A 19,686-nucleotide genomic window follows, 5' to 3' on the forward strand; every position below is an offset into this window, starting at 1 on the left:
GATGGCGGAGGGGACCCACGCGTTCCCATCTCGAACACGACCGTTAAGCCCTCCAGCGTCGATGGTACTTGAACCGCAGGGTTCTGGGAGAGTAGAACGTTGCCAAGCAGTTTCCTTTTTGGAAACTTTGATCTATGACGCGGGGTGGAGCAGCCCGGTAGCTCGTCGGGCTCATAACCCGAAGGCCGCAGGTTCAAATCCTGCCCCCGCAACCAATGATTTGAGTCATTAGCTCAGTTGGTAGAGCACCTGACTTTTAATCAGGGTGTCGTAGGTTCGAATCCTACATGACTCACCATTTGCCTTATTTACAGTATGCGCGTATGGCGGAATTGGCAGACGCACTAGACTTAGGATCTAGCGGGTGACCGTGGGGGTTCAAGTCCCTCTACGCGCATCAAACATCCCCAAGTCGTACTTTACGGCTTGGGGATCCCTATGCGGAAGTGGCTCAGCGGTAGAGCATCGCCTTGCCAAGGCGAGGGTCGCGGGTTCGATCCCCGTCTTCCGCTCCATTTTTTATTAAGCGCCCTTAGCTCAGCTGGATAGAGTATTTGACTACGAATCAAAAGGTCGGGAGTTCGAATCTCTCAGGGCGCGCCATTTTTATCACAAATGTATCGGGACGTAGCTCAGCTTGGTAGAGCACCTGCTTTGGGAGCAGGGGGTCGCATGTTCAAATCGTGTCGTCCCGATCAAGAAAGAAAGCATAGAATGTCAGCTTCAAGCTGATAGATTCTATGCTTTTTTCGTTTGTCCGCAGGTTATCCGGATTTACTATTTTCTGGGCATCAAGATTCCATTGGTGTATAGTAGACAAGGAAGAGGAGGTTACTACATGGAAATACGCTGGAGAAGGAATCTATTTATTTTATGGATTGGAGCATTCTTTTGCGCGATGGCGTACACACTCTCGATCCCGTTTATTCCTATATTTTTGCAGGAAGACTTAGGTATACATAGCGGCTTGGAGGCTTGGTCAGGGATTACGTTCTCAGTGAGCTTTCTGGCGAGCGCGCTCATCGCACCTTATTGGGGCTCTCTAGCGGACAAATATGGCAGGAAACCGATGCTGCTGCGCTCAGGGCTGAGCTTAAGTGCTGTTTATTTTTTAAATTATTTCGTGAATGATCCTTATACGTTTATTATAGTCCGTGTACTGCAAGGCCTTATGGCGGGCTACATCCCTGCATCGATGGCTTTGGTCAGCACGAACACACCGGAGAAGCACGTTGGTTATGCCCTGAGTGTCATGTCAACGGCGACGGCTGCGGGAAGCATTCTAGGACCCCTGTTTGGCGGTATGCTCAGCCACTGGGTCGGGACGAGAGAGTGTTTCTTAGCGTCAGGTTTCATTGTACTGATATCGGCTGTCATTGCAGTAGTCGGTGTAAAGGAAGTGCATCACAAGAAAGCAGGCGCACGTCCAAGTGTGTTTCAGGACATTAAGCAAGCGACTGCGAATAAGCGGTTATTATCCATTTTTGGATTAACCCTGTTAGTGGCGACCTCGGTGATGATTTTGGAACCACTTTTAACCATCTATGTGGTGCAAATCGGAGGAAGCGCCGAGGGGGCATCGCTGAGCTCGGGCATTATTTTCTCGGCTGCAGGCGTTGCGACCGTTATCATGGGGTCAAGGTGGGGCATTATCGGGCAGCGAATCGGCTATGACAAAACACTGCTCATCGGCTTAATCGGCGGCGGTATTGGTAATCTACTGCAGCTGGCAACGCATCATTTAGTCGCATTTGGGGTGCTGCGTTTCAGTTATGGGTTGTTTTTTGCCGCGGTCTATCCAGCACTGAGTGCCCTTATTGTAAAATATTCAGATGCTGACTTCCGTGGACGAGCGATGAGTTTGAATCAAACGTCAAATCAATTGGGCATGATGATCGGTCCTTTGATTGGCGGATTTCTAGGCGGTTGGGTGGGGATCCACTCCGTATTTTTATTAACGGGGTGCTCGCTGCTCGTAGCAGCTGGCTTGCTGCAGGTCAATCTTAGAAAGCAAATGAAACAGATATCGGCTGACTGAGGTTTTAACGGGGATAGATTGGTTAATACAAGATACAAGTGAACACAAACTTGAACACAGAAGGAGCAATCAGCAATGTTGAAGAGAACGTTAGGACGTTTGAACAAGGAAACCTCTGTTGTGATGTTTGGAGCAGCTAGTCTTGGTCAGGTCACACAGGAAGAGGCCGATGCCTCGATCGCCTACGCGTTAGCGCATGGCGTCGAGCATTTTGATACAGCGGCGAGCTATGGAGACGCAGAAATACGGATGGGCCCGACGATTAGCCGGGTGCGGAATGACATTTTTTTAGCTACCAAAACAGGGCAAAGAACGAAAAAAGAAGCAAAGGAAGAAATCTACCGTTCCTTGGAGAGAATGAAGGTGTCGTCAGTAGACCTGCTGCAGCTGCATGCGGTTGGATCGATGGAGGAATTGGACCGTTGTACGACCAAGGGTGGTTCGTTGGAAGCTGCGTTAGAAGCGCAAAGCGAGGGCATTGTGAAAGAGATCGGTATTACAGGTCATGGGCATGAGGCGCCTGCTGTACATTTGGAGGCCTTGCGCAGGTTTCCATTCGCTACGATCCTATTCCCGTTGAACTACTATATGTACGGGTTGTCAGAGTATCGTGAGGCGGTAGATGCCCTGATGGAGGAAGCGAACAAGCAGCAGACTGCGATTCGGGTCATCAAAGCCATTGCGAAAGCACCGTGGATAGAAGGGGCGGAGCGTCCGTATGCGACGTGGTATGAGCCTTTTGATCAGCAGCAGATTATCGATGCATGTGTGCACTTCGTGCTATCGTTCCCAAGCGTGTGTGGATTTGCGAGCGCAGGGGATGTGCATTTATTTCCTAAGATCGTGGATGCGGTCGAGCGCTATGGCTCGATGAACAAAGATGACGTGGAGCGGATATTGAGCGGGATTAGCGGGTATACGAGCGTTTTTGGAGCGCCGACGTCGATCGCTTAATGTGAACAATAGGAGGAGCCTTCACCCGATTGTGGGTTGAAGGCTTTTTTGTGTCCATTTGCACACATACGACACTTAGTGGAGGGGCTCTACGAATAGCTATGAGGTACGTTAGGAGGAATGAATATGTTTAAATTATTAAAAGCAGTACCTCGACGCTTCTGGCAAGCTTGTGTTGCAGCAGTCCTAGTCGTGGGCGGGAGCATGGCGTTAATGAGCTATTTTTACATAAAAGGACTTGATGTGTCGCTATTGAATCAGCCGCTTCCCGAGACAACTGTTGTGCTCGATAAGAATGGGCAAATGGCATCTGAGCTGTCCGCGTCAAGAATCAATGCTGTTCCTTTTAAGGAAATCCCGCAGGTGTTGGTCGATGCCATTGTCGCCGTGGAAGATAGACGGTTCTATGATCATAAAGGTGTAGATGTGAAGTCGATCTTCCGTGCTGTTGCCCGCGACGTGCTGAAAGGCAGCTATTCTGAGGGGGCTAGTACGATTACGCAGCAGTTAGCACGTAACTTGTTTCTTACTGCGGATAAAACGGTAGGTCGTAAATTGCGTGAAGCTGCTTATGCCATCAAAATTGAGAGCAATTACAGTAAGGATGACATTTTGGAAATGTATCTGAACAAGATCTATTTCGGGGAAGGCAGTTGGGGTGTCCAGGGGGCCGCGAATACGTATTTTAATAAAAATGTGACAGACCTCACCTTGCCAGAGGCTGCGGTGTTGGCTGCATTGCCTAAGGCGCCAAGCCATTATTCCCCTTTTCAGGATGAGGAGCAGGCACTGGAGCGCAGGAATACGGTCCTTAAGCTGATGCAAAAGGAAGGCAAAATATCTGAGCAAGCGTATGAGAAAGCTGCTGCTTTACCACTTGGAGCCGTGAAGACGGTCAATACGAATGAGGCGAAAGGGAGATATCGCGCCTATGTGGATGCGGTGATTGAGGAAGCGGTGACCCTATATGGGTTTACCGAAGAACAATTGCTGACTGGCGGCTTGCGTATTACGACAGAGCTCGATCCTGCCGTTCAAAAGGCAGTCACTGAGGTATACAGCAATGACAGCCTATTTCCAAGCAGTAAGCCAGATCAGCTGATTCAAAGCGGGGCGGTTCTGGTCGATCAGCGGACAGGCGGCGTTAGGGCTCTAGCTGGTGGGCGAGGTGAGGGGGTATTTCGAGGCTTCAGCCGTGCGACCCAGTTAAAAAGACAGCCAGGATCAGCCTTCAAGCCCATCGTTGTCTATGGACCAGCATTGGAGCGAGGTTACAAGCCGTCCTCTATGCTGTTTGATGGCCCGCTTAATATCGGAGGCTATCAGCCTCAGGATTGGGACCACCAGTCGAGGGGGCAGGTATCGATGCAAGAGGCGATTACTTCTTCATGGAATATACCAGCGGTCTGGCTTTTACATGAAATCGGCATCGACAATGGCTTGCAGTTTGCGAAGTCATTGGGGATAAGTCTACCGACACAAGACAGGCAGCTGGGGATAGCGCTAGGCGGGCTTTCGGAGGGAGTTTCACCGCTGCAGATGGCGCAGGCTTTTAGTGCTTTTGCAGCGAAGGGAGTTATGAATCCTGCACACCTGATCTCTAAGATCGAGACCAGCGATGGACACCTACTAGTTCAAGCGAAAGGGCAGGGGCTGTCCGTGATGCGGGCGGAAACAGCGAATGCCATGACAGCGATGCTGCAGACAGCCGTCGCACAAGGTACTGGGAAAAATGCGGCCATGAACCGTCCCGTTGCCGGGAAATCCGGTACGACACAGCTGCCAGCAACGAAGGAATTTGAGGGGATTGGCAGCGGAAGCGCCAAGGATGCTTGGTTTGTCGGCTACACACCGGAGCTGACGGCTGCGGTATGGGTCGGATATGACCGAACCGATGCGGCGCATTATTTAACCACCTCAGGCGGTGCGGTGCCTGCTGTATTATTCCGGGAAATATTGAGTCGAGCCTTAGCTCAAACACCTGTTGTTCCTTTTGATATCCCAATGAGTGTGGTAGAAAAGCCTCAGAAGGAAGGCCCTGCTGCTCCGCCTTATGGGGATATATCACCCGAGAAGCCTGATAAGGATAAGGGGCCTAAAAAGCCGCCTGAACACAGTAAAGGACACGGGAAAGAAAAGGACAGATAGAAAGAAGCCCTCGAGATCCGAAGAAGGATTACGAGGGCTTTGTTTTGGTTTTTTTAATTAGTCGCGTCTGTTGTCGTTACCGTGATTTTTCTCGTTTTTCTGATTATCTTTGTTTTTATCATCCGTTTTTTCTTTGCCTTTTTCAATCGTCTTATCTCTGTCTTTGTTGATTTCTCTATTGTTGTTATCTTTGTTATTATCTTTGCCACGATCTTTGTCATCATTTTTATCATCATCACGATCTTTGGCATGCATGTTTAAATGAACATTCAATTTAGCAGCATCGAGATTGTACTGTTTGGCAAGCTGCTGACCAAGAAGCTTCTTCGCATCAGGGGAGCTTAAGTCAAGTGAACCAAGCAAATTAGCGATCCAAGCTTGGGCTTGAGCACCTGTTAGGTGAATATTGCCTGCATGCGGAGACTGGATTCGTAAATCAATCTGCGATCCCTTATTTTGCTTGATATGCAGGTTAAAATGCTGCCCATCCACGCTGACATCCAGATCCGCTAAGTCAGTTTTGTTTTCTGACGGCGTCGCTACAGGCTTGTTGTCCTTCTGTGTCGCAGGAGTAGCCGTTGGCTCAGCAGATGGGCTAGGTGCTTCTACGACAGGAGCAGGCTGCACACTTGGAACGGGAGTAGGAGACGGTGCTGTTGATGGAGCAACCACGGTTTCGGATGTTCCTTTTACGTAAGCTACCTGTTTTTTGTTATTTAAAATAACCTCAATCTCATCCCCGGCCTTTAAATCACTCGGCTGAGCTTTCTGCTCATTAAGATACACCCAGACGGATGAAGCTAATGGAAGGGTCTGATCACCAGCATCCGTATGTAAAGTAAGCGTATCGGCGGTCAGGGCTGACAGTTTGCCATGAATGGTCGTTGACGTCGCTGAGTTGGATGACGTTGAAGCATAAGCTGTCCAACCACAGAGCATCAGGGTAGCTACAAGTGCAGCAGCAATAATTAGTTTCATGCGTTTTAACATGTAAAACACCTCCGCTAACAACTTTCGCAGTTAGGGGAGGTTTTAGGACGGTACATATCAATCTACTTACAAAAGATGGGGAAACTAGTCGTTATCCGACTGTAGGCGCTGCATGAATTCCTCAGCTGCGCTATAGCCTTGCTGACGCAAATACCAGCTGTTAGCAGCGGCTTCAATCAGACCGGCGACATCGCGCCCAGGCTGCAGTTGGATTTCAATATGTGGTATCGGAATGTCCATATAGTCAGTGAAAGTCGGTTCCAGCTCCAGATCATTGTTCAGAGCATGCTCCTGCCACTTCGTTAGCTCAATATCGAGCACGATGCGTGTTTCGTCTTGAAAAGCCTTGCGGCCATAGAGCCGCGAGACGTTAATGAGTCCAACGCTGCGCAGCGCGAGGAATTCCTTCGTTTTGCCATTGTGCGTACCGAGCAGTGTTTCAGGGCTAATCTTCTTCAGCACCACAATATCATCGGCGACAAGTCGGTGGCCTCTGCGGATCAGTGTGTGGGCTGTTTCGCTTTTGCCAACACCAGATTTCCCTCGTAGCAGGATACCGATCCCCGAAACATTGACGCAAACGCCATGGACGGCAATTTCCTGAGCTAGTGATTTACTCAAATATAAATCGACTAAGTCCTGAAATTTACTCGTTGCAGCACCCGTACGAAGAAGAGGAATTTTCTCTTCCTCGCAGTATTTCGTTAAGTATTTTAAGCCTTCCTGATTTCTCGTTACGACGAAACAAGGCGGATGGTATTTGACAATATTACCTATATGCAAATTTCTTTCATTTTCACTGAGTTTATGCAAGTAGGTAATTTCTTTGCGACCTAATAGCTGTACATGTGCTTGTGGGAAATATTCAAAATAGCCGACAAATTCCAGCCCTGGGCGGTGTGCCTTGGTTTTGGTAATAGGGCGATGGAGCTCCGTATGGCCAGCGAGAATTTCGAGAGAAAAGCGGTCAACTAAGTCTTTTACAGTAACAGGCTTCAAACGGGAGATCCTCCTTCGAGTTGTGCTTACTATGTGGGAATAGTAATATACATTTCTACCTTTACTAGATTCTCTTAATGGTATTAACAATCCTGCTATGAAAGCGCTTGAACTCCTTATAAATAGCATATTATCAGCTTATCGGTTTTTCTCATTGCTTTTGTAAGTTATGTTGATATGATTAGAGAAAAAGCAGCAGGGGGATTGAATAGAGTTATGGAAGCTACATACAAAAACTGTCAAAGTTGCGGGATGCCTCTTGCGCGTGATGAGCATGGCGGAGGTACGGAGAAGTCAGGTGCCAAGAGCAAGATGTATTGCAGTCATTGCTATCAGGATGGCGCGTTTACATTGCCAGATATAACGGCGGAGCAGATGAAGGAACGAGTGAAGGAGAAGATGGTGGAGTTCGGTTTCCCCCGGTTTCTTACGGGACTATTCACCAGAAATATTCCGAAGCTAAAAAGGTGGTCCTCCCGTTAGTCGTAAGAATAACGTCACAAATAACGCTCTGTACCATGTTGGTGCAGAGCGTTTTCTCAATTTATTTCCTTTTCGCATCCACCTCTCTGTATGTAAAAGCAGCTATCTGTGAAAGCCGCATTTTTTGGCAAGTGTTGGCCATGTTGAGAGAAACATGCTTTCCCACCTGTCTTCAGGTAATACGAGGATCCATCTCGCGATTTGATCCAAGCCCATTTCGTAAAGCGTGTGCAGTACTTCTTCTTTTTCTGATCCGGTTTTTAATGCTAACATCTCAAAACCACCTCAATCGAATGTATTCAAACAATTATGTATATGCGAAGTTTTGAAAGTATGTGACGTTTATTTTCAAAATGCTTTCATAGCACAGAAAAGAGCGCGCCCATTGGGTTCCATTTGGTGAAAATAGGATCGCATTTTTACTTAGGCTTGTCTCGTAAACGGAGGAGAATAATTGTATGTTTCAAGTTAGAATGGAACAAATTGAGCCCAAATTCGGATTTAAGCCAGCAGGGGCATGCGGGTTTGAATTGAAGCAGTTTCAGGTGCCTGAAGATGTATTTATGGTGTATGAGTTAAAAGAAGGGGATGGCGTCCCACCGTTGAAAGGCGAGTTGGTGTATCCGGGGGCTTTTTTTTTAATGTGAGGGTACGAAACGGCTGGAAGCGGAACGAGGGTACGCTATTTTTGGGAAAATGGGCTATTGTGCAAAATTGAGGAACGTAGATCCGCTATTTGCTCGTAATTTAGGCATATTTTGACCTAAATGAATGAAATAGCGGACTGACGTTCCGTTTCACTGGAAAAACAGGCTAATTCGGTCAAATAGCGAACTGACGTTCCGTTGGCTGTCTCATTTTAGCTGATTGCGTATGCTGGGATCGATGGTCTGGAGCACCTGAGCAAGCTGCTCGTCAGAAATAGACTCTCGTCCATAGCGGACACGATTATAGGCACTGGTAAGTGCGTGAACCGAAGCTTCTGTAAGCTGTGTTTGATGCGTGAGCTCCCAGCCTGTTTCGTTGGGGGTAAGCGAGCGCTTAAAGGTATAACCGCTCTTACCAGCCTGCCCAATCAGTAAACGGTAAAGGTATCGGATCCGTTCCTGATTGTTCGGCAGCTGTGACCAAGAAGGCTCACGAACGGAAGAAGGCCACAGTTTGGAACTTGCTTTTTGCCACCATACATTGGGAAGCTCTCTCCAGTCGAGAAGGGCTTCTTTCTCATCGGTATAGCCCTCGGATGCATAGCCTTGATCGCGTCGTAACGACTGCTTCCAGAAGCGGCGAATGAACGAGAGTAGGGCTGGTGCGAGCTTCATCAGGATCAGATAGAGACAGGCTAAAACAAGTGCAATCACAAGGATATAGCCGACAATTTGCACAATCACCTGCAAGAGCATGCCAAACCAGCCTTGTTCATGAGGTTCAGCTGGCGGAATTACCATAGGCGGTTGCGCCGAAGGGCTGGTTTCAGGTACTTCAGGTGGAGCATCAGATGACATCAGTCCGAGCAGCCAAGCTAAGGTGCCACGGAGAATGCGCAGCAAGATCTGCTTCACTTGTTGGAAGTAAGCAACCGCAGCGATAACGGCAATAAAGCCGATCAGCCAAATGCGGCTGGAGCGTTTCACGGTTTGAGACAGCGATGAGGCAGCAGCACGATCGTTACCTGCTAAGGTAGCGCTAAGGAGCTGAGCGCGATTCATTATAAAGAAAAATAGGATCAGGGTAGCGAATCCGAGTCCGTTTAAGGCTATTTTATACGAATGCATATGCTCCATACGGGTCATGATGGGAACACCAATGAAATACATAATACCCGAGATCACAAATATGCCGGTGGTATAAAGGTAGAGCCACCCATCCTTGGTGTACCGAATCCCTCGATAGACGAGCAGGGCTCCGATTGCCGCACATAAAGCGACGTGCAAAGGATCCATTTGAAATAAATAAGATAATGCATATCCTATAGCAGCGCAGATTAGGAGCTCATAACCTTTTCGAGATAGCCAGTTGAACTGTCCGAAATAGGCGCCGATTATGAAGCAGAGCAGCAGATGGATACAAGTTAGTACAAGCATACTATCAGCCACATAGACTTGAGCTAACGTGACTAACGGGGCGAAGATAACAAGCTCGGCGCAACCGAATAGGAATGTAAAGCCGCATGTGCGAAGGAAATTATAAAGACGATTTGACCGAGAATTCGTTGGATTAAGCAAGGGCTTGAGCATCGGATGGAGCCGCCTCCTTCTCACTGATGACGTCAAGAAGGTTGTGATCTAACGGAACAATGAAGACGGAATGTCCTAATGCTTCTAGTCGTTCGATGCTGCGGGTGATGCCATCGGAAACGAACGCTGTCAGCAGAATGATGTCCAGCGCTTCCCCTTCTACCTCGATACCATAATCGAGAAAGTCCTCACAGGAGCGGGCACAAGAGATCGCGAGCTTCGCCATCGTTTGAAAAAGATGCTCTAACTGCGACCAGCCACCGTCAGGTGCGCAGTAAACGGGAATCCCCGGCTCATTCAGCAGCCAACCGTTATAGCCAAAACCAACAGGAACCCCACGGCTTACCGCATGTTCGGCTAGAGTGGCTGCGTAGGAGAGCGCTTTTTCGACGAGTTCAGGGTCTGTAACAGCATCCCACATCGTTGCGGTCACTTGACTATTCACGACGATAAGTAATCGAGGATCGGCGGTGAACTCCCGGTTATAGACCTGAAGACGCTGGCTGCGCGCTGTAGCTTTCCAATGGATGCTATTCATCGTATCGCCATAGCGGTATTCTCTGGCACCCGAAACGAGAAACGGATCAGGCATAATCCAACGCTGAACCGTCACGTCGCCTTGCCAACGGCTGGAAAGAAGCGGGATGTCATCGCGATTCACCAAACGCGGATATACGAGCAGCTCGACATGAATGCGATGTGTGGTCGAAGCTGCTTGCAAACCGACGCAATCGCCCATGGTCGCTGCAATCGTTTCCAGCTTGTACCAGCCGCGTTTGGCTGCATGTACACCATGGCGCCGCACGATACGGGTATAAGGCATGAGGCTGAACAAGCTGCGGTGATTTTGAAAAAGGGAGCCGCTGCTCACTTCCAGATTATTCATTTGGTTGAAGCGGAGGCCCGCATGAATCGTTGACTCCAGGCGCAGCCAAGGAATTGGTGCGAGCTTGCGGTTTACGATCGTTTCGATCATGACAATATCGTCGCCGACATGGCAATGTGTCGTATTGAAGGTTCGTTCAATGCGGAGTCCGCGAAACCCCCAGCGGGCGAAAAATTGAAACTGGAGGAGGAATAGAACGGCAGCGATGATTACAATCCAGCTTATGCTCATCCGTTCGTTACCCTATTTTCACTTCCGTTGGAACGGGAGTAGCAGCAAGTACGCTCGTCAGCAGCGCAAGCACCTGCTGATCCTGCTGGCGTGAGCGCGTGCGCAGCAGGATGCGATGCGCCCAGACGGGCGCAACCAGCGCCTTGACGTCGTCCGGCAGCACATAATCGCGGCCGCGCAGCGCCGCGTATACCTGCGCCGCCTTCATCAAGGCGCGAACACCGCGCGGGCTGACGCCGAGCGCGGCATCCGCATGCGTGCGCGTCGCTTCCGCGAGCTGCACGATGTAGCGCAGCAGGTCGTCGCTGACGCGCACCTGCGTGAACTGCAGCTGCGCCTCGAGCAGCTCCGCGCGGCTCACGACCGGCAGCAGCTGATCCAGCGGATCCTGCTGCTGGTAGCGCTGCAAGATCAAGACCTGCTCGGCTGCCGTCGGATAGCCGAGGGACAGCTTCATCAGGAAGCGGTCGAGCTGTGCTTCCGGCAGAGGGAAGGTCCCCTGATTCTCGACAGGGTTCTGCGTGGCGATGACGAGGAACGGCGCTTCCAGCTTGCGCGTTTCCCCGTCGATGCTGACCTGGCGCTCCTCCATGCTCTCCAGCAAGCTGGACTGTGTGCGCGGCGTCGCGCGGTTAATCTCATCGGCGAGCACGATGTGAGCGAAGAGTGGGCCTGGGCGGAATTCGAATTCGCCAAGCTTTTGGTTGAAGAAATTGATGCCGCTTACATCAGACGGCAGCAAGTCAGGCGTGAACTGGATCCGCTTCATGGAGCCGTCGAGGGAGCGGGCTAGCGCTTTGGCCAGCTGGGTTTTGCCAGTGCCGGGCACATCTTCGAGCAGCACGTGGCCAGAGGCGATCAGCGCGATGACCAAGAGCTCGACGGTGTCGTCCTTGCCTATAATAACGTGTCCAACATTTTCTTTGATCAGGGATGCGATGCGTGCAATAGGTGCGATATTCAAAATGGTTAACCTCCTAAATAATGTATGATGCGAATGAATGCAATTCTGTGATCTGAGATGATGCTCGTCGGGCATAGGGAACGTCGTTCCGCTATTTTGCTAATTTTGGCTAGTCTTAGCGCACTGAGGTTCCCTATCGTTGTCGGGGTGGGTTGGGTATGTGGATTCCCATTCGGTTTCTATTTGTTTCCATATCTGGAGTAACCATGTGGTTCATCCGGTTAAAGATGTAGACGTGTCAGGATTTACATATCCTCAATCCTAATTTTAACACTCGACAGGGTATTTTTACCAACCTTTCCTCGTGCACTTCTCTCGCACCTCTCGATTTCCATTTGTATATTGGGTAGCCAGTGAGTACAATGGTGGTGATAATTAGAAATACGATGAACGTTGTTGCTAAAATGGGGAGTCCTGGGAGGTCAGGCATGTACAAGCTGCTGTTGGTGGATGATGAAGAGGATGTGCGCGAAGGTGTCGTCCGTGAAATAAATTGGGAAGCGATTGGCTTTGAAGTCGTCGACAAGGCGGAGAATGGGAAAGAAGCGCTGGAGATGGTGGAGCGTCTGCAGCCAGATGTCGTCGTAACGGACATTCAGATGCCGTTTATGAATGGGTTGCAGCTCGCAGAAGCAATTAGAGAGCGCTTTCCCACCATAAAGCTCATCATCCTGACAGGGCATGATGAGTTTGAGTATGCTCAGCGGGCCATTAAGCTGCATATTGATGAGTATGTGCTGAAGCCTTTTTCCGCGCAGGAGCTGGTGAATGCCCTTTTGAAAGTAAAAGGACACATCCAAGAGGAGGTTGCGCATCGTGAGGATGTGCAGCTGCTGAAGGAGCATTACCGCAAAAGCATGCCTGTGCTGAAGGAGAATTTCTTAGCGACATTAATGAATCGCAAGCTTCCGCGGGACGAGGTATTTGAGAAGGCAGCGAACTATGGGATTGAGCTCAGTGGAAATAGCTATGTGGTGGCTGTTTTGAGCATCGATGGAATCTTTATTTCGGAAGAGGATTCGGAGAATCGAGAAGAGATCTCGAAGTCGCTGTCACTGAAATATTCCGAGGATCAGGCGTTGAAATATTTTGCCCTCTTAAATATTACCGAGGAAATAGCGAATAAGCGCGGACTAGGCCTTGTTTTTATGCATAATGATCAGGTTGTGTTGTTAGCGGCGAGAGAGAATAGAGACAAGGAAGCGGCGCTGCAAGAAACGATGCGGGTGTTGGAAGAAATTCGGCAGAGTGTTGAAAAATATTTGAAATTCACCCTGACGGTTGGGGTCGGCAGTGTGATGAAGGATGTCACGAAAATCAGCTATTCGTATGAAGATGCGGTGCTTTCTCTCGACTACAGACTCATTCTAGGCAGCAATCGCATGATTTATATTGATGATGTGGAGAAGCGCAGCGTTGATAAGATTCGGTTTGACGATGTGAAGGAGCACGCGTTGACACGTTGTATCAAGGTAGGCACGATACAAGAGATCCGGGAGACGATTGATGAGCTTTTTCAGGGTATCGAGGCTGGCGTGTCGGTCAAGGATTATCAAATTTATTTGCTTGAAATTCTTACGTGCATTCTGAAAGCAGCGAAGGACTCTAATCTGAATGTCGATGAGGTATTTGGTGAGAGCTTTATTCCTTTTACCGAAATTAATAAGTTCACTTCCTTGGAGGAGGCGAAGCATTGGTTGGCCGAGCTGTGCGCGGGCATGATGAATCATATTGCAACAGATCGTCAATACACGTACAAAAACCTCGTAGATTTAGCGAAGGATTACACGAAAAGCCACTATCATGAGGGCGATATCAACATCAACAAGGTGTGCGGACATTTGCATATCAGCGCGGGGTATTTCAGTTCTATTTTCAAAAAAGAGACGAAAATGACCTTCGTGAACTATCTGAACCATATTCGAATGGAAGCTGCGAAAGAGCTGTTGCGTTCTACAGATATGAAAGCGCTGGAGATCGCGGAGAAGGTGGGCTATGCGGATGCGAATTATTTCAGCTTCTCGTTCCGTAAAAATGTTGGCGTTTCCCCAAAGGAGTATCGCAATAACAGCGCCAAAGGGCTGTAGCAACTAGAAAGGGGAGAATCGCTTTGAAACGCAGAGTGAGTGCGCTGCTAAGGGCTTTATATAACGTTATACTCGACACGATGCGGGTTAAAAGTATTCAGTTTACGATTACGTTGTCATTCATCCTTATTACCGTGACGGTTATGCTCGTCGTGTCCTTAGTCCTCTATAACAAGTTCTCCAAAACGGCAGAAGAGAGCGCCTTTCTGAATACTGCACAGGTCATTGAGCAGGTACAATTCAACCTGGAGCAGTATATCAAGGGGATGTCGGATACGTTTGAGGTCGTGGATGCTAAAATTGCAAGGAGCCGCGGCATCCCGTCGGACAAGCTGCTTGAACAGCTAGACACCATCGCGAGTACGCGTGAGGATATTGTGTCTATTCATCTTTTTACCGCGGATGGCGGATTAGTCACGGGTGTGCCCTCGACAGAGATGCGCAAAAATACACGGCTGCTCGAGCAGCCGTGGTTTCGATCTGCCCTCGACAACCCGAACCATCTCACTTTTTCCTTGCCGCATATCCAGAACCTATTCAAAGATCCTTACAAGTGGGTAGTTTCCATGAGTAAAGGGGTCACGATCGAGCAGAATGGGAACATGGTGGATGCGGTTATTTTGGTGGATATTAATTTCAAAACGCTGGACGATGTGTTCCGCACGGTTTCGCTGGGGAAGAAGGGGTATGTCTATATCATCGACGATTCGGCTGGCAGCATTGTGTACCATCCGCAGCAGCAGCTTATTTATATTGGGCTAAAATATGAGAATGTGGAGCAGGCGCTCAAATTTTCATATGGCCGCTATATGGATGTAAGTGAGGGTGAGTCACGCTTAAACGTTGTACGGACAGTCAATAATATCGGCTGGAAAATTATCGGGGTCTCCTACATGGATGAAATGGTGACGACGCGCAAGGAAATTTCCACGTTTATGATTTGGCTGCTCGTGATCGTTTTGCTCTTTATTTTGTTGATTTCCTCCTTCATGTCCGCGCGTATATCACAGCCAATTAAACGACTCAAGAAGTCGATGGAGATGGTGGAGAAAGGACATTTTGACACCTATATTCATGTTCGTGGTGCGGATGAGGTTGAGCAGCTGTCGCGGCGATTCAATCTGATGGTATCCCGTGTACGCGAGCTGATGGATCAGAGTATCGAAGAGCAGGAGATTAAGCGAAAGAACGAGCTGGAGGTTCTGCAATCGCAGATTAATCCGCATTTTTTATACAATACACTCAATTCGGTCGTTCGTATGGTTGGTAACGGGAGGAATGAGGAGGTCGTGACGACGATCACGTCGCTATCAAAATTTTTCCGGATCTCGCTGAGCAAAGGGAAAAGTATTATTACGATTGGGGAAGAGATCGAGCATATTCGCAACTATTTGATTATCCAGAAAATGCGCTATAAGGATAAATTCGAGTACGAGATTCGCGTCCCAGATGAGGTGCTTCCCTACAAAACGCTCAAGCTGATTCTGCAGCCTTTTGTGGAGAATGCGCTCTATCATGGCATTGAGTATATGGTGGACGAAGGGCTTATAGAGCTGTCTGTCACGATGGAAAAGGGCAAAATTGTGTTCGAGATTCGCGATAATGGGGTAGGCATGTCGGAGGAAACGCTCAAGAATATTATCGCGGGTCAGGTGAAAAGTGACAAAGGCTCGGGGGTCGGACTGCGAAATGTGCATGAGCGGATACAGCTGTATTTTGGCATGGAGTATGGGGTTCATGTGACTAGTGAGCTTGAAGAAGGCACAATCGTCACGATTACGATTCCAGCCTTACTCGATGGGGAGGGAGAATAGGTCGATGAGAATAAAACCCATGATGATTGCCGTGCTTATCGCCTTGCTCTCCATGTCATCTTGCACAGAGCGTGTCGAAACGATGCCTACGGAACAGAAGAAGCATTTGGAGGTCGTTCTCCGCAGTCAAGAAGGCGACTATTGGAAGACGGTGAAGTTAGGAGCAGAGGTCGCGGCGAAGGAGTTCGATGTTGCGCTGGACTTCCGAGCACCAGGCGATGAAGCAGATGTGAAGGGGCAAATTGCTCTCATGGAGCAGTCCATTTCTAGTAGTCCAGATGCGATTGTGTTGGCGGCTAATGATTATATGGAGCTGTCTGCGGTCGTTGATGAAGCGGATAAGGCGCATATTCCTGTTATTACGATCGACTCTGAGGTTGAGACGAAGCGCGTGCAGAGCTTTATCGGTGCGAATCATTACGAAGCGGGTCAATTAGCAGGGAAACAACTGATCAAGCTGATCGGGAAGAGCGGGCAAATTGCGATCGTGAGCTTTAAGCCAGGAGAGCGTAATACCGAACTGCGGGAAAAAGGACTGTTGGACGAATTAGCGAAATACCCCGACGTTCAGGTGATCGATAAGGCGTACAGCATGACGGATCGGGACCTGGCTGCTCAGCTGACGGATAAGATCATTGATAAGCATCCCGAGCTGGATGGGATTGTAGCACTGAATGAAATTTCCTCAAGCGGCGTTGCCAGCGCGGTTCAGAATCGGAATTTACAAGAGAAGGTGAAAATCATTACTTTTGATAGTACCTCTGAGGAATTGGAGCTGCTGCAAGAGGGGATTATTCAAGCGACGATTATTCAAAATCCATTTAGTATCGGCTATTTGGGTGTGAAAAGTGCTGTGGAAGCTGTTGAGGGTAAAAGTGTGCCCAAGCGCGTGGAAACTGGGATTAAGGCGATTGATTTGAGCAATATGTTCTGGTCGGACAATCAAAAACTGCTATTTCCTTTTATTAAGTGATGAAAAAGTGATGAGAATTTCGATAGAAGACATGAGGATATTGCATTTGTTTATGTTCTTTGAACCATTATAGTAAGGAATGTAAACAAACAACATACCTTTTAGGGAGGGTCTTACTTTGAAAAAATTACTTACACTTGCCGTAGCAGGCGCACTAGTGGCAACCGTTGCAGGTTGTGGAAATAAAACAGAAACTCCAGCAGCATCAACAGCTCCAGCAGCTTCCACAGGTGCAGCAGCAACGACAGCTCCAGCAGCTGGTAAAAAACCAACAATCGGTGTAGCGATCTATAAATTTGACGATACGTTCATGTCTGGTGTTCGTGCAGCGATCTCTGATGCAGCAAAAGATAAAGCGACTGTTGATATCGTAGACAGCCAAAACTCCCAACCAACACAAAACGATAAAGTTGACCTTTTCATCACGAAAAAAGTGAACGCACTTGCCATCAACGCAGTTGACCGTACAGCGGCTGGCGTAATCATCGATAAAGCTAAAACAGCTAACATCCCAGTTGTTTTCTTGAACCGTGAGCCACTTGCTGACGATATGAAGAAATGGGACAAAGTTTACTACGTAGGCGCTAAAGCTGAACAATCCGGTACTATGGAAGGCCAACTATTGGTTGACTACTTCAAAGCTCACCCAGAAGCTGACAAAAACAAAGACGGTAAAATCCAATACGTTATGCTTAAAGGCGAGCCAGGACACCAAGATGCTGAGCTTCGTACGAAGTTCTCCATCCAAGCGATTACAGATGCTGGTATGGGCGTAGAAAAAGTAGCAGAAGATACAGCTATGTGGGACCGTGTTAAAGGTCAAGAGAAAATGGCAGCATTCCTAGCTTCCAGCGAAAGCAAAATCGAAGCTGTTCTTGCGAACAACGATGACATGGCGCTTGGTGCAATCGAAGCATTGAAAGCAAAAGGCTATTTCAAAGACAACAAATTCCTTCCAGTTGTTGGTGTAGATGCAACAGCTCCAGCTCTACAAGCACTTAGCGATGGAACGCTTCTAGGAACAGTACTAAACGATGCGAAAAACCAAGGTGCAGCAACAACAAGCGTAGCAGCAGCTCTTGCAAATGGTCTAGTACCAAGCAAAGAAACGACTGGCTATGATGTAACGGATGGTAAATATGTTTGGATTTCCTACAAAAAAATCACAAAAGCTAACATGAACGAAGCGAAGTAATTGTAAGTACGGGCAAGAGAGGCGATATGTGAATAACAATCGCGCTTTTGCCTTCCTTTTTTGGAAATATAAACCCGTGCCAAGATAAAGAGAAATAAGCTTCGAATAAAGGCTTCACTTTGTGGGGATTATCGTGAGCTGTAGGGGGAGTTACCATGACTGTACATGACTATTTATTGGAAATGAATCAAATCTCCAAAGAGTTCCCCGGCGTCAAAGCGCTGGATAACGTCACCCTCAAAGTTCGTCCAGGAAGCGTACACGCGCTGATGGGAGAGAATGGAGCGGGGAAATCGACGCTGATGAAATGCCTGTTCGGTATTTACAAGCCCGATGGTGGAGAAATAAAGCTTAATGGAGAAGTAGCTTCGATTACGAACTCCAAAGATGCGTTAGCAAACGGTATTTCTATGATTCACCAAGAGCTTCACCCTGTTCCACATCGCGATGTGATGGAGAACATTTGGTTAGGCAGATTTCCGCTAAAAGGGATCGGACCTTTGAAACTAGTGGACCATAAAAAAATGCGTACAGACACAGAGAGTTTGTTCAAACAACTCCAAATGGATATTAATCCGGATACACTTGTTGGTACGCTATCGGTATCCAAAGTGCAATCTATTGAAATTGCTAAGGCAGTATCTTTCAATTCGAAAATCATTGTTATGGATGAGCCGACTTCATCGCTTACGGGTAATGAGGTTGAACAGTTGTTTCGCATTATTCGCGACCTGAAAAGCCGCGGTGTTTCGATCATCTATATTTCACATAAAATGGAAGAAATTCTTGAGATTTCGGATGAAGTAACGATTATGCGCGATGGTACTAAGATTGGTACATGGGCATCATCTGAACTGACCACAGATATGATTATTTCGAAGATGGTTGGACGTGATTTGAAGGAGCGCTTCCCAGAGCGCAGTAACGTACCTGAAGGCGTATTGATGAAGGTAGAGGACCTGACTTCGGTTGTTCCTAAATCATTCAAGAATGTGTCTTTTGAGCTGAAAAAGGGTGAGATTTTAGGTGTTGGCGGTCTTGTAGGCGCGCAGCGGACAGAACTTGTCGAAGCTTTGTTCGGATTAAGAGCAACAACCAAAGGGACCATCTCCATTCATGGAAAACAAGTGAAAATGAAGTCGCCGATCGATGCGATTAAGAATAAAATTGCGCTTCTGACGGAAGAACGCCGCGTTACTGGGATTTTCCCAGTGTTATCTATTCTTGAGAATACGGTCATTGCGAACTTGGATCGATACATGAAATTTGGATTTATCCAAGAAGCGAAGCGTAAAAAAGAAGTTAAAGAAAGTATCGAGAAGCTTCGTGTTAAAACGCCTCATATGTATCAACTGATTAAGAATCTATCTGGTGGTAACCAACAAAAGGTATTGCTGGCCAGATGGTTGCTGACTGAACCGGATGTACTCTTGCTTGATGAACCGACTCGGGGAATTGACGTAGGAGCGAAATTTGAGATTTACTCCATCATTGCTGACCTTGCGAAGCAGGGAAAAAGTATTATCATGATCTCTTCTGAAATGCCCGAGCTTCTTGGGATGTCAGACCGAATTATGGTTATGTGTGAAGGACGTCTTACGGGCATTGTAGAAGGAAAAAAAGCAACAGAAGAAGAGATTATGCGCCTTGCTGCACAGCATATGGCATAATGGAGGGAGCCTAGAAC

Annotated in this window: 16 protein-coding genes, 6 tRNA genes and 1 rRNA gene; 17 read left to right on the forward strand and 6 right to left on the reverse strand. The window is 48.1% G+C overall.

The genetic code is table 11. The features are described 5' to 3' along the window. The 10 genes from rrf to AC58UX_RS30950 form a co-directional block, all read left to right on the forward strand. Positions 1 to 108: ribosomal RNA gene (gene rrf, locus AC58UX_RS30905) — 5S ribosomal RNA — on the forward strand; the annotation flags it as partial. Between the two features lie 30 nt (positions 109 to 138). Next, a tRNA-Met gene (locus AC58UX_RS30910) sits at positions 139 to 215 on the forward strand. Positions 216 to 222: 7 nt separating this feature from the next. Next, positions 223 to 298: transfer RNA gene (locus tag AC58UX_RS30915), tRNA-Lys, on the forward strand. Between the two features lie 19 nt (positions 299 to 317). Beyond that, a tRNA-Leu gene (locus AC58UX_RS30920) sits at positions 318 to 397 on the forward strand. Positions 398 to 440: 43 nt separating this feature from the next. Then, a tRNA-Gly gene (locus tag AC58UX_RS30925) sits at positions 441 to 515 on the forward strand. Positions 516 to 526: 11 nt separating this feature from the next. Then, a tRNA-Arg gene (locus tag AC58UX_RS30930) sits at positions 527 to 603 on the forward strand. An 18-nt stretch (positions 604 to 621) separates the two neighbouring features. Then, positions 622 to 695, forward strand: a tRNA-Pro gene (locus AC58UX_RS30935). Positions 696 to 838: 143 nt separating this feature from the next. Then, on the forward strand, positions 839 to 2,038 hold the full coding sequence (locus AC58UX_RS30940) for an MFS transporter (RefSeq protein ID WP_497259921.1): 1,200 nt from the start codon (positions 839 to 841) through the stop codon (positions 2,036 to 2,038). A 75-nt stretch (positions 2,039 to 2,113) separates the two neighbouring features. Then, a complete protein-coding gene (locus AC58UX_RS30945) occupies positions 2,114 to 2,992 on the forward strand; it encodes an aldo/keto reductase (RefSeq protein WP_497259922.1) in 879 nt (292 codons plus the stop codon). Between the two features lie 126 nt (positions 2,993 to 3,118). After that, positions 3,119 to 5,140 carry a transglycosylase domain-containing protein gene (locus tag AC58UX_RS30950; RefSeq protein WP_497259923.1) on the forward strand — a complete coding sequence of 674 codons (2,022 nt, stop codon included), beginning with the start codon at positions 3,119 to 3,121 and terminating at the stop codon, positions 5,138 to 5,140. Between the two features lie 57 nt (positions 5,141 to 5,197). Here AC58UX_RS30950 and AC58UX_RS30955 read toward each other — a convergent pair whose 3' ends face one another. After that, complete coding sequence (locus AC58UX_RS30955) at positions 5,198 to 6,130, reverse strand: hypothetical protein (RefSeq protein WP_497259924.1); 933 nt, start codon at positions 6,128 to 6,130, stop codon at positions 5,198 to 5,200. Between the two features lie 84 nt (positions 6,131 to 6,214). Further along, positions 6,215 to 7,129 (reverse strand): HPr(Ser) kinase/phosphatase, encoded by a 915-nt coding sequence (hprK, locus tag AC58UX_RS30960; RefSeq protein WP_497259925.1) that lies wholly within the window; start codon positions 7,127 to 7,129, stop codon positions 6,215 to 6,217. Positions 7,130 to 7,345: 216 nt separating this feature from the next. On the opposite strand from hprK, the gene AC58UX_RS30965 reads away from it, so the two are divergent. Beyond that, positions 7,346 to 7,612, forward strand: a complete 267-nt coding sequence (locus AC58UX_RS30965; RefSeq protein ID WP_497259926.1) for a zinc ribbon domain-containing protein — start codon at positions 7,346 to 7,348, stop codon at positions 7,610 to 7,612. 102 nt (positions 7,613 to 7,714) lie between these two features. On the opposite strand, the gene AC58UX_RS30970 is transcribed toward AC58UX_RS30965, so the two are convergent. Continuing rightward, a complete protein-coding gene (locus tag AC58UX_RS30970) occupies positions 7,715 to 7,885 on the reverse strand; it encodes a hypothetical protein (RefSeq protein ID WP_155993910.1) in 171 nt (56 codons plus the stop codon). A gap of 185 nt (positions 7,886 to 8,070) precedes the next feature. Here AC58UX_RS30970 and AC58UX_RS30975 point away from each other — a divergent pair, with 185 nt between their 5' ends. Then, positions 8,071 to 8,259 (forward strand): hypothetical protein, encoded by a 189-nt coding sequence (locus AC58UX_RS30975; RefSeq protein ID WP_497259927.1) that lies wholly within the window; start codon positions 8,071 to 8,073, stop codon positions 8,257 to 8,259. A gap of 207 nt (positions 8,260 to 8,466) precedes the next feature. Here the strand turns inward: AC58UX_RS30975 and AC58UX_RS30980 are convergent, their stop codons facing one another. The 3 genes from AC58UX_RS30980 to AC58UX_RS30990 are packed head-to-tail and all read right to left on the reverse strand — an operon-like array spanning position 8,467 to position 11,930. Continuing rightward, positions 8,467 to 9,849: a DUF4129 domain-containing protein gene (locus AC58UX_RS30980; protein ID WP_497259928.1), complete on the reverse strand. Its 1,383-nt coding sequence runs from the start codon at positions 9,847 to 9,849 to the stop codon at positions 8,467 to 8,469. Continuing rightward, complete coding sequence (locus AC58UX_RS30985) at positions 9,830 to 10,966, reverse strand: DUF58 domain-containing protein (protein ID WP_497259929.1); 1,137 nt, start codon at positions 10,964 to 10,966, stop codon at positions 9,830 to 9,832. The genes AC58UX_RS30980 and AC58UX_RS30985 overlap by 20 nt, the downstream gene beginning before the upstream one ends. Before the next feature lie 7 nt (positions 10,967 to 10,973). Further along, positions 10,974 to 11,930, reverse strand: a complete 957-nt coding sequence (locus tag AC58UX_RS30990) for an AAA family ATPase (RefSeq protein ID WP_497259930.1) — start codon at positions 11,928 to 11,930, stop codon at positions 10,974 to 10,976. Between the two features lie 428 nt (positions 11,931 to 12,358). Here AC58UX_RS30990 and AC58UX_RS30995 point away from each other — a divergent pair, with 428 nt between their 5' ends. From AC58UX_RS30995 to AC58UX_RS31015, 5 genes are all read left to right on the forward strand, one after another. After that, entirely contained in the window at positions 12,359 to 14,017 is a 1,659-nt protein-coding gene (locus AC58UX_RS30995) for a response regulator (RefSeq protein WP_497259931.1), read from the forward strand. Between the two features lie 80 nt (positions 14,018 to 14,097). Then, the gene (locus AC58UX_RS31000) at positions 14,098 to 15,831 is read left to right on the forward strand and encodes a sensor histidine kinase family protein (protein WP_497259972.1); all 1,734 of its coding nucleotides are present in this window, start codon (positions 14,098 to 14,100) and stop codon (positions 15,829 to 15,831) included. Between the two features lie 4 nt (positions 15,832 to 15,835). After that, the gene (locus AC58UX_RS31005; RefSeq protein ID WP_497259932.1) at positions 15,836 to 16,804 is read left to right on the forward strand and encodes a substrate-binding domain-containing protein; all 969 of its coding nucleotides are present in this window, start codon (positions 15,836 to 15,838) and stop codon (positions 16,802 to 16,804) included. Between the two features lie 118 nt (positions 16,805 to 16,922). Continuing rightward, positions 16,923 to 17,999 carry a galactose ABC transporter substrate-binding protein gene (locus tag AC58UX_RS31010; protein WP_436233985.1) on the forward strand — a complete coding sequence of 359 codons (1,077 nt, stop codon included), beginning with the start codon at positions 16,923 to 16,925 and terminating at the stop codon, positions 17,997 to 17,999. A 155-nt stretch (positions 18,000 to 18,154) separates the two neighbouring features. Then, positions 18,155 to 19,669: a sugar ABC transporter ATP-binding protein gene (locus tag AC58UX_RS31015; protein WP_497259933.1), complete on the forward strand. Its 1,515-nt coding sequence runs from the start codon at positions 18,155 to 18,157 to the stop codon at positions 19,667 to 19,669. The last annotated feature ends 17 nt before the right edge of the window (positions 19,670 to 19,686 follow it).

This window comes from Paenibacillus sp. J22P90 (assembly GCF_059692195.1).

What these genes read in the sequence shown, in the direction of transcription:
- AC58UX_RS30940 (WP_497259921.1), top strand. Translation starts at nt 839, where the DNA reads ATGGAAATACGCTGGAGAAGGAATCTATTTATTTTATGGATTGGAGCA.
- AC58UX_RS30945 (WP_497259922.1), top strand. Translation starts at nt 2,114, where the DNA reads ATGTTGAAGAGAACGTTAGGACGTTTGAACAAGGAAACCTCTGTTGTG.
- AC58UX_RS30950 (WP_497259923.1), top strand. Translation starts at nt 3,119, where the DNA reads ATGTTTAAATTATTAAAAGCAGTACCTCGACGCTTCTGGCAAGCTTGT.
- AC58UX_RS30955 (WP_497259924.1), bottom strand. Translation starts at nt 6,130, where the DNA reads ATGTTAAAACGCATGAAACTAATTATTGCTGCTGCACTTGTAGCTACC.
- AC58UX_RS30965 (WP_497259926.1), top strand. Translation starts at nt 7,346, where the DNA reads ATGGAAGCTACATACAAAAACTGTCAAAGTTGCGGGATGCCTCTTGCG.
- AC58UX_RS30970 (WP_155993910.1), bottom strand. Translation starts at nt 7,885, where the DNA reads ATGTTAGCATTAAAAACCGGATCAGAAAAAGAAGAAGTACTGCACACG.
- AC58UX_RS30975 (WP_497259927.1), top strand. Translation starts at nt 8,071, where the DNA reads ATGTTTCAAGTTAGAATGGAACAAATTGAGCCCAAATTCGGATTTAAG.
- AC58UX_RS30980 (WP_497259928.1), bottom strand. Translation starts at nt 9,849, where the DNA reads ATGCTCAAGCCCTTGCTTAATCCAACGAATTCTCGGTCAAATCGTCTT.
- AC58UX_RS30985 (WP_497259929.1), bottom strand. Translation starts at nt 10,966, where the DNA reads ATGAGCATAAGCTGGATTGTAATCATCGCTGCCGTTCTATTCCTCCTC.
- AC58UX_RS30995 (WP_497259931.1), top strand. Translation starts at nt 12,359, where the DNA reads ATGTACAAGCTGCTGTTGGTGGATGATGAAGAGGATGTGCGCGAAGGT.
- AC58UX_RS31000 (WP_497259972.1), top strand. Translation starts at nt 14,098, where the DNA reads ATGCGGGTTAAAAGTATTCAGTTTACGATTACGTTGTCATTCATCCTT.
- AC58UX_RS31005 (WP_497259932.1), top strand. Translation starts at nt 15,836, where the DNA reads ATGAGAATAAAACCCATGATGATTGCCGTGCTTATCGCCTTGCTCTCC.
- AC58UX_RS31015 (WP_497259933.1), top strand. Translation starts at nt 18,155, where the DNA reads ATGACTGTACATGACTATTTATTGGAAATGAATCAAATCTCCAAAGAG.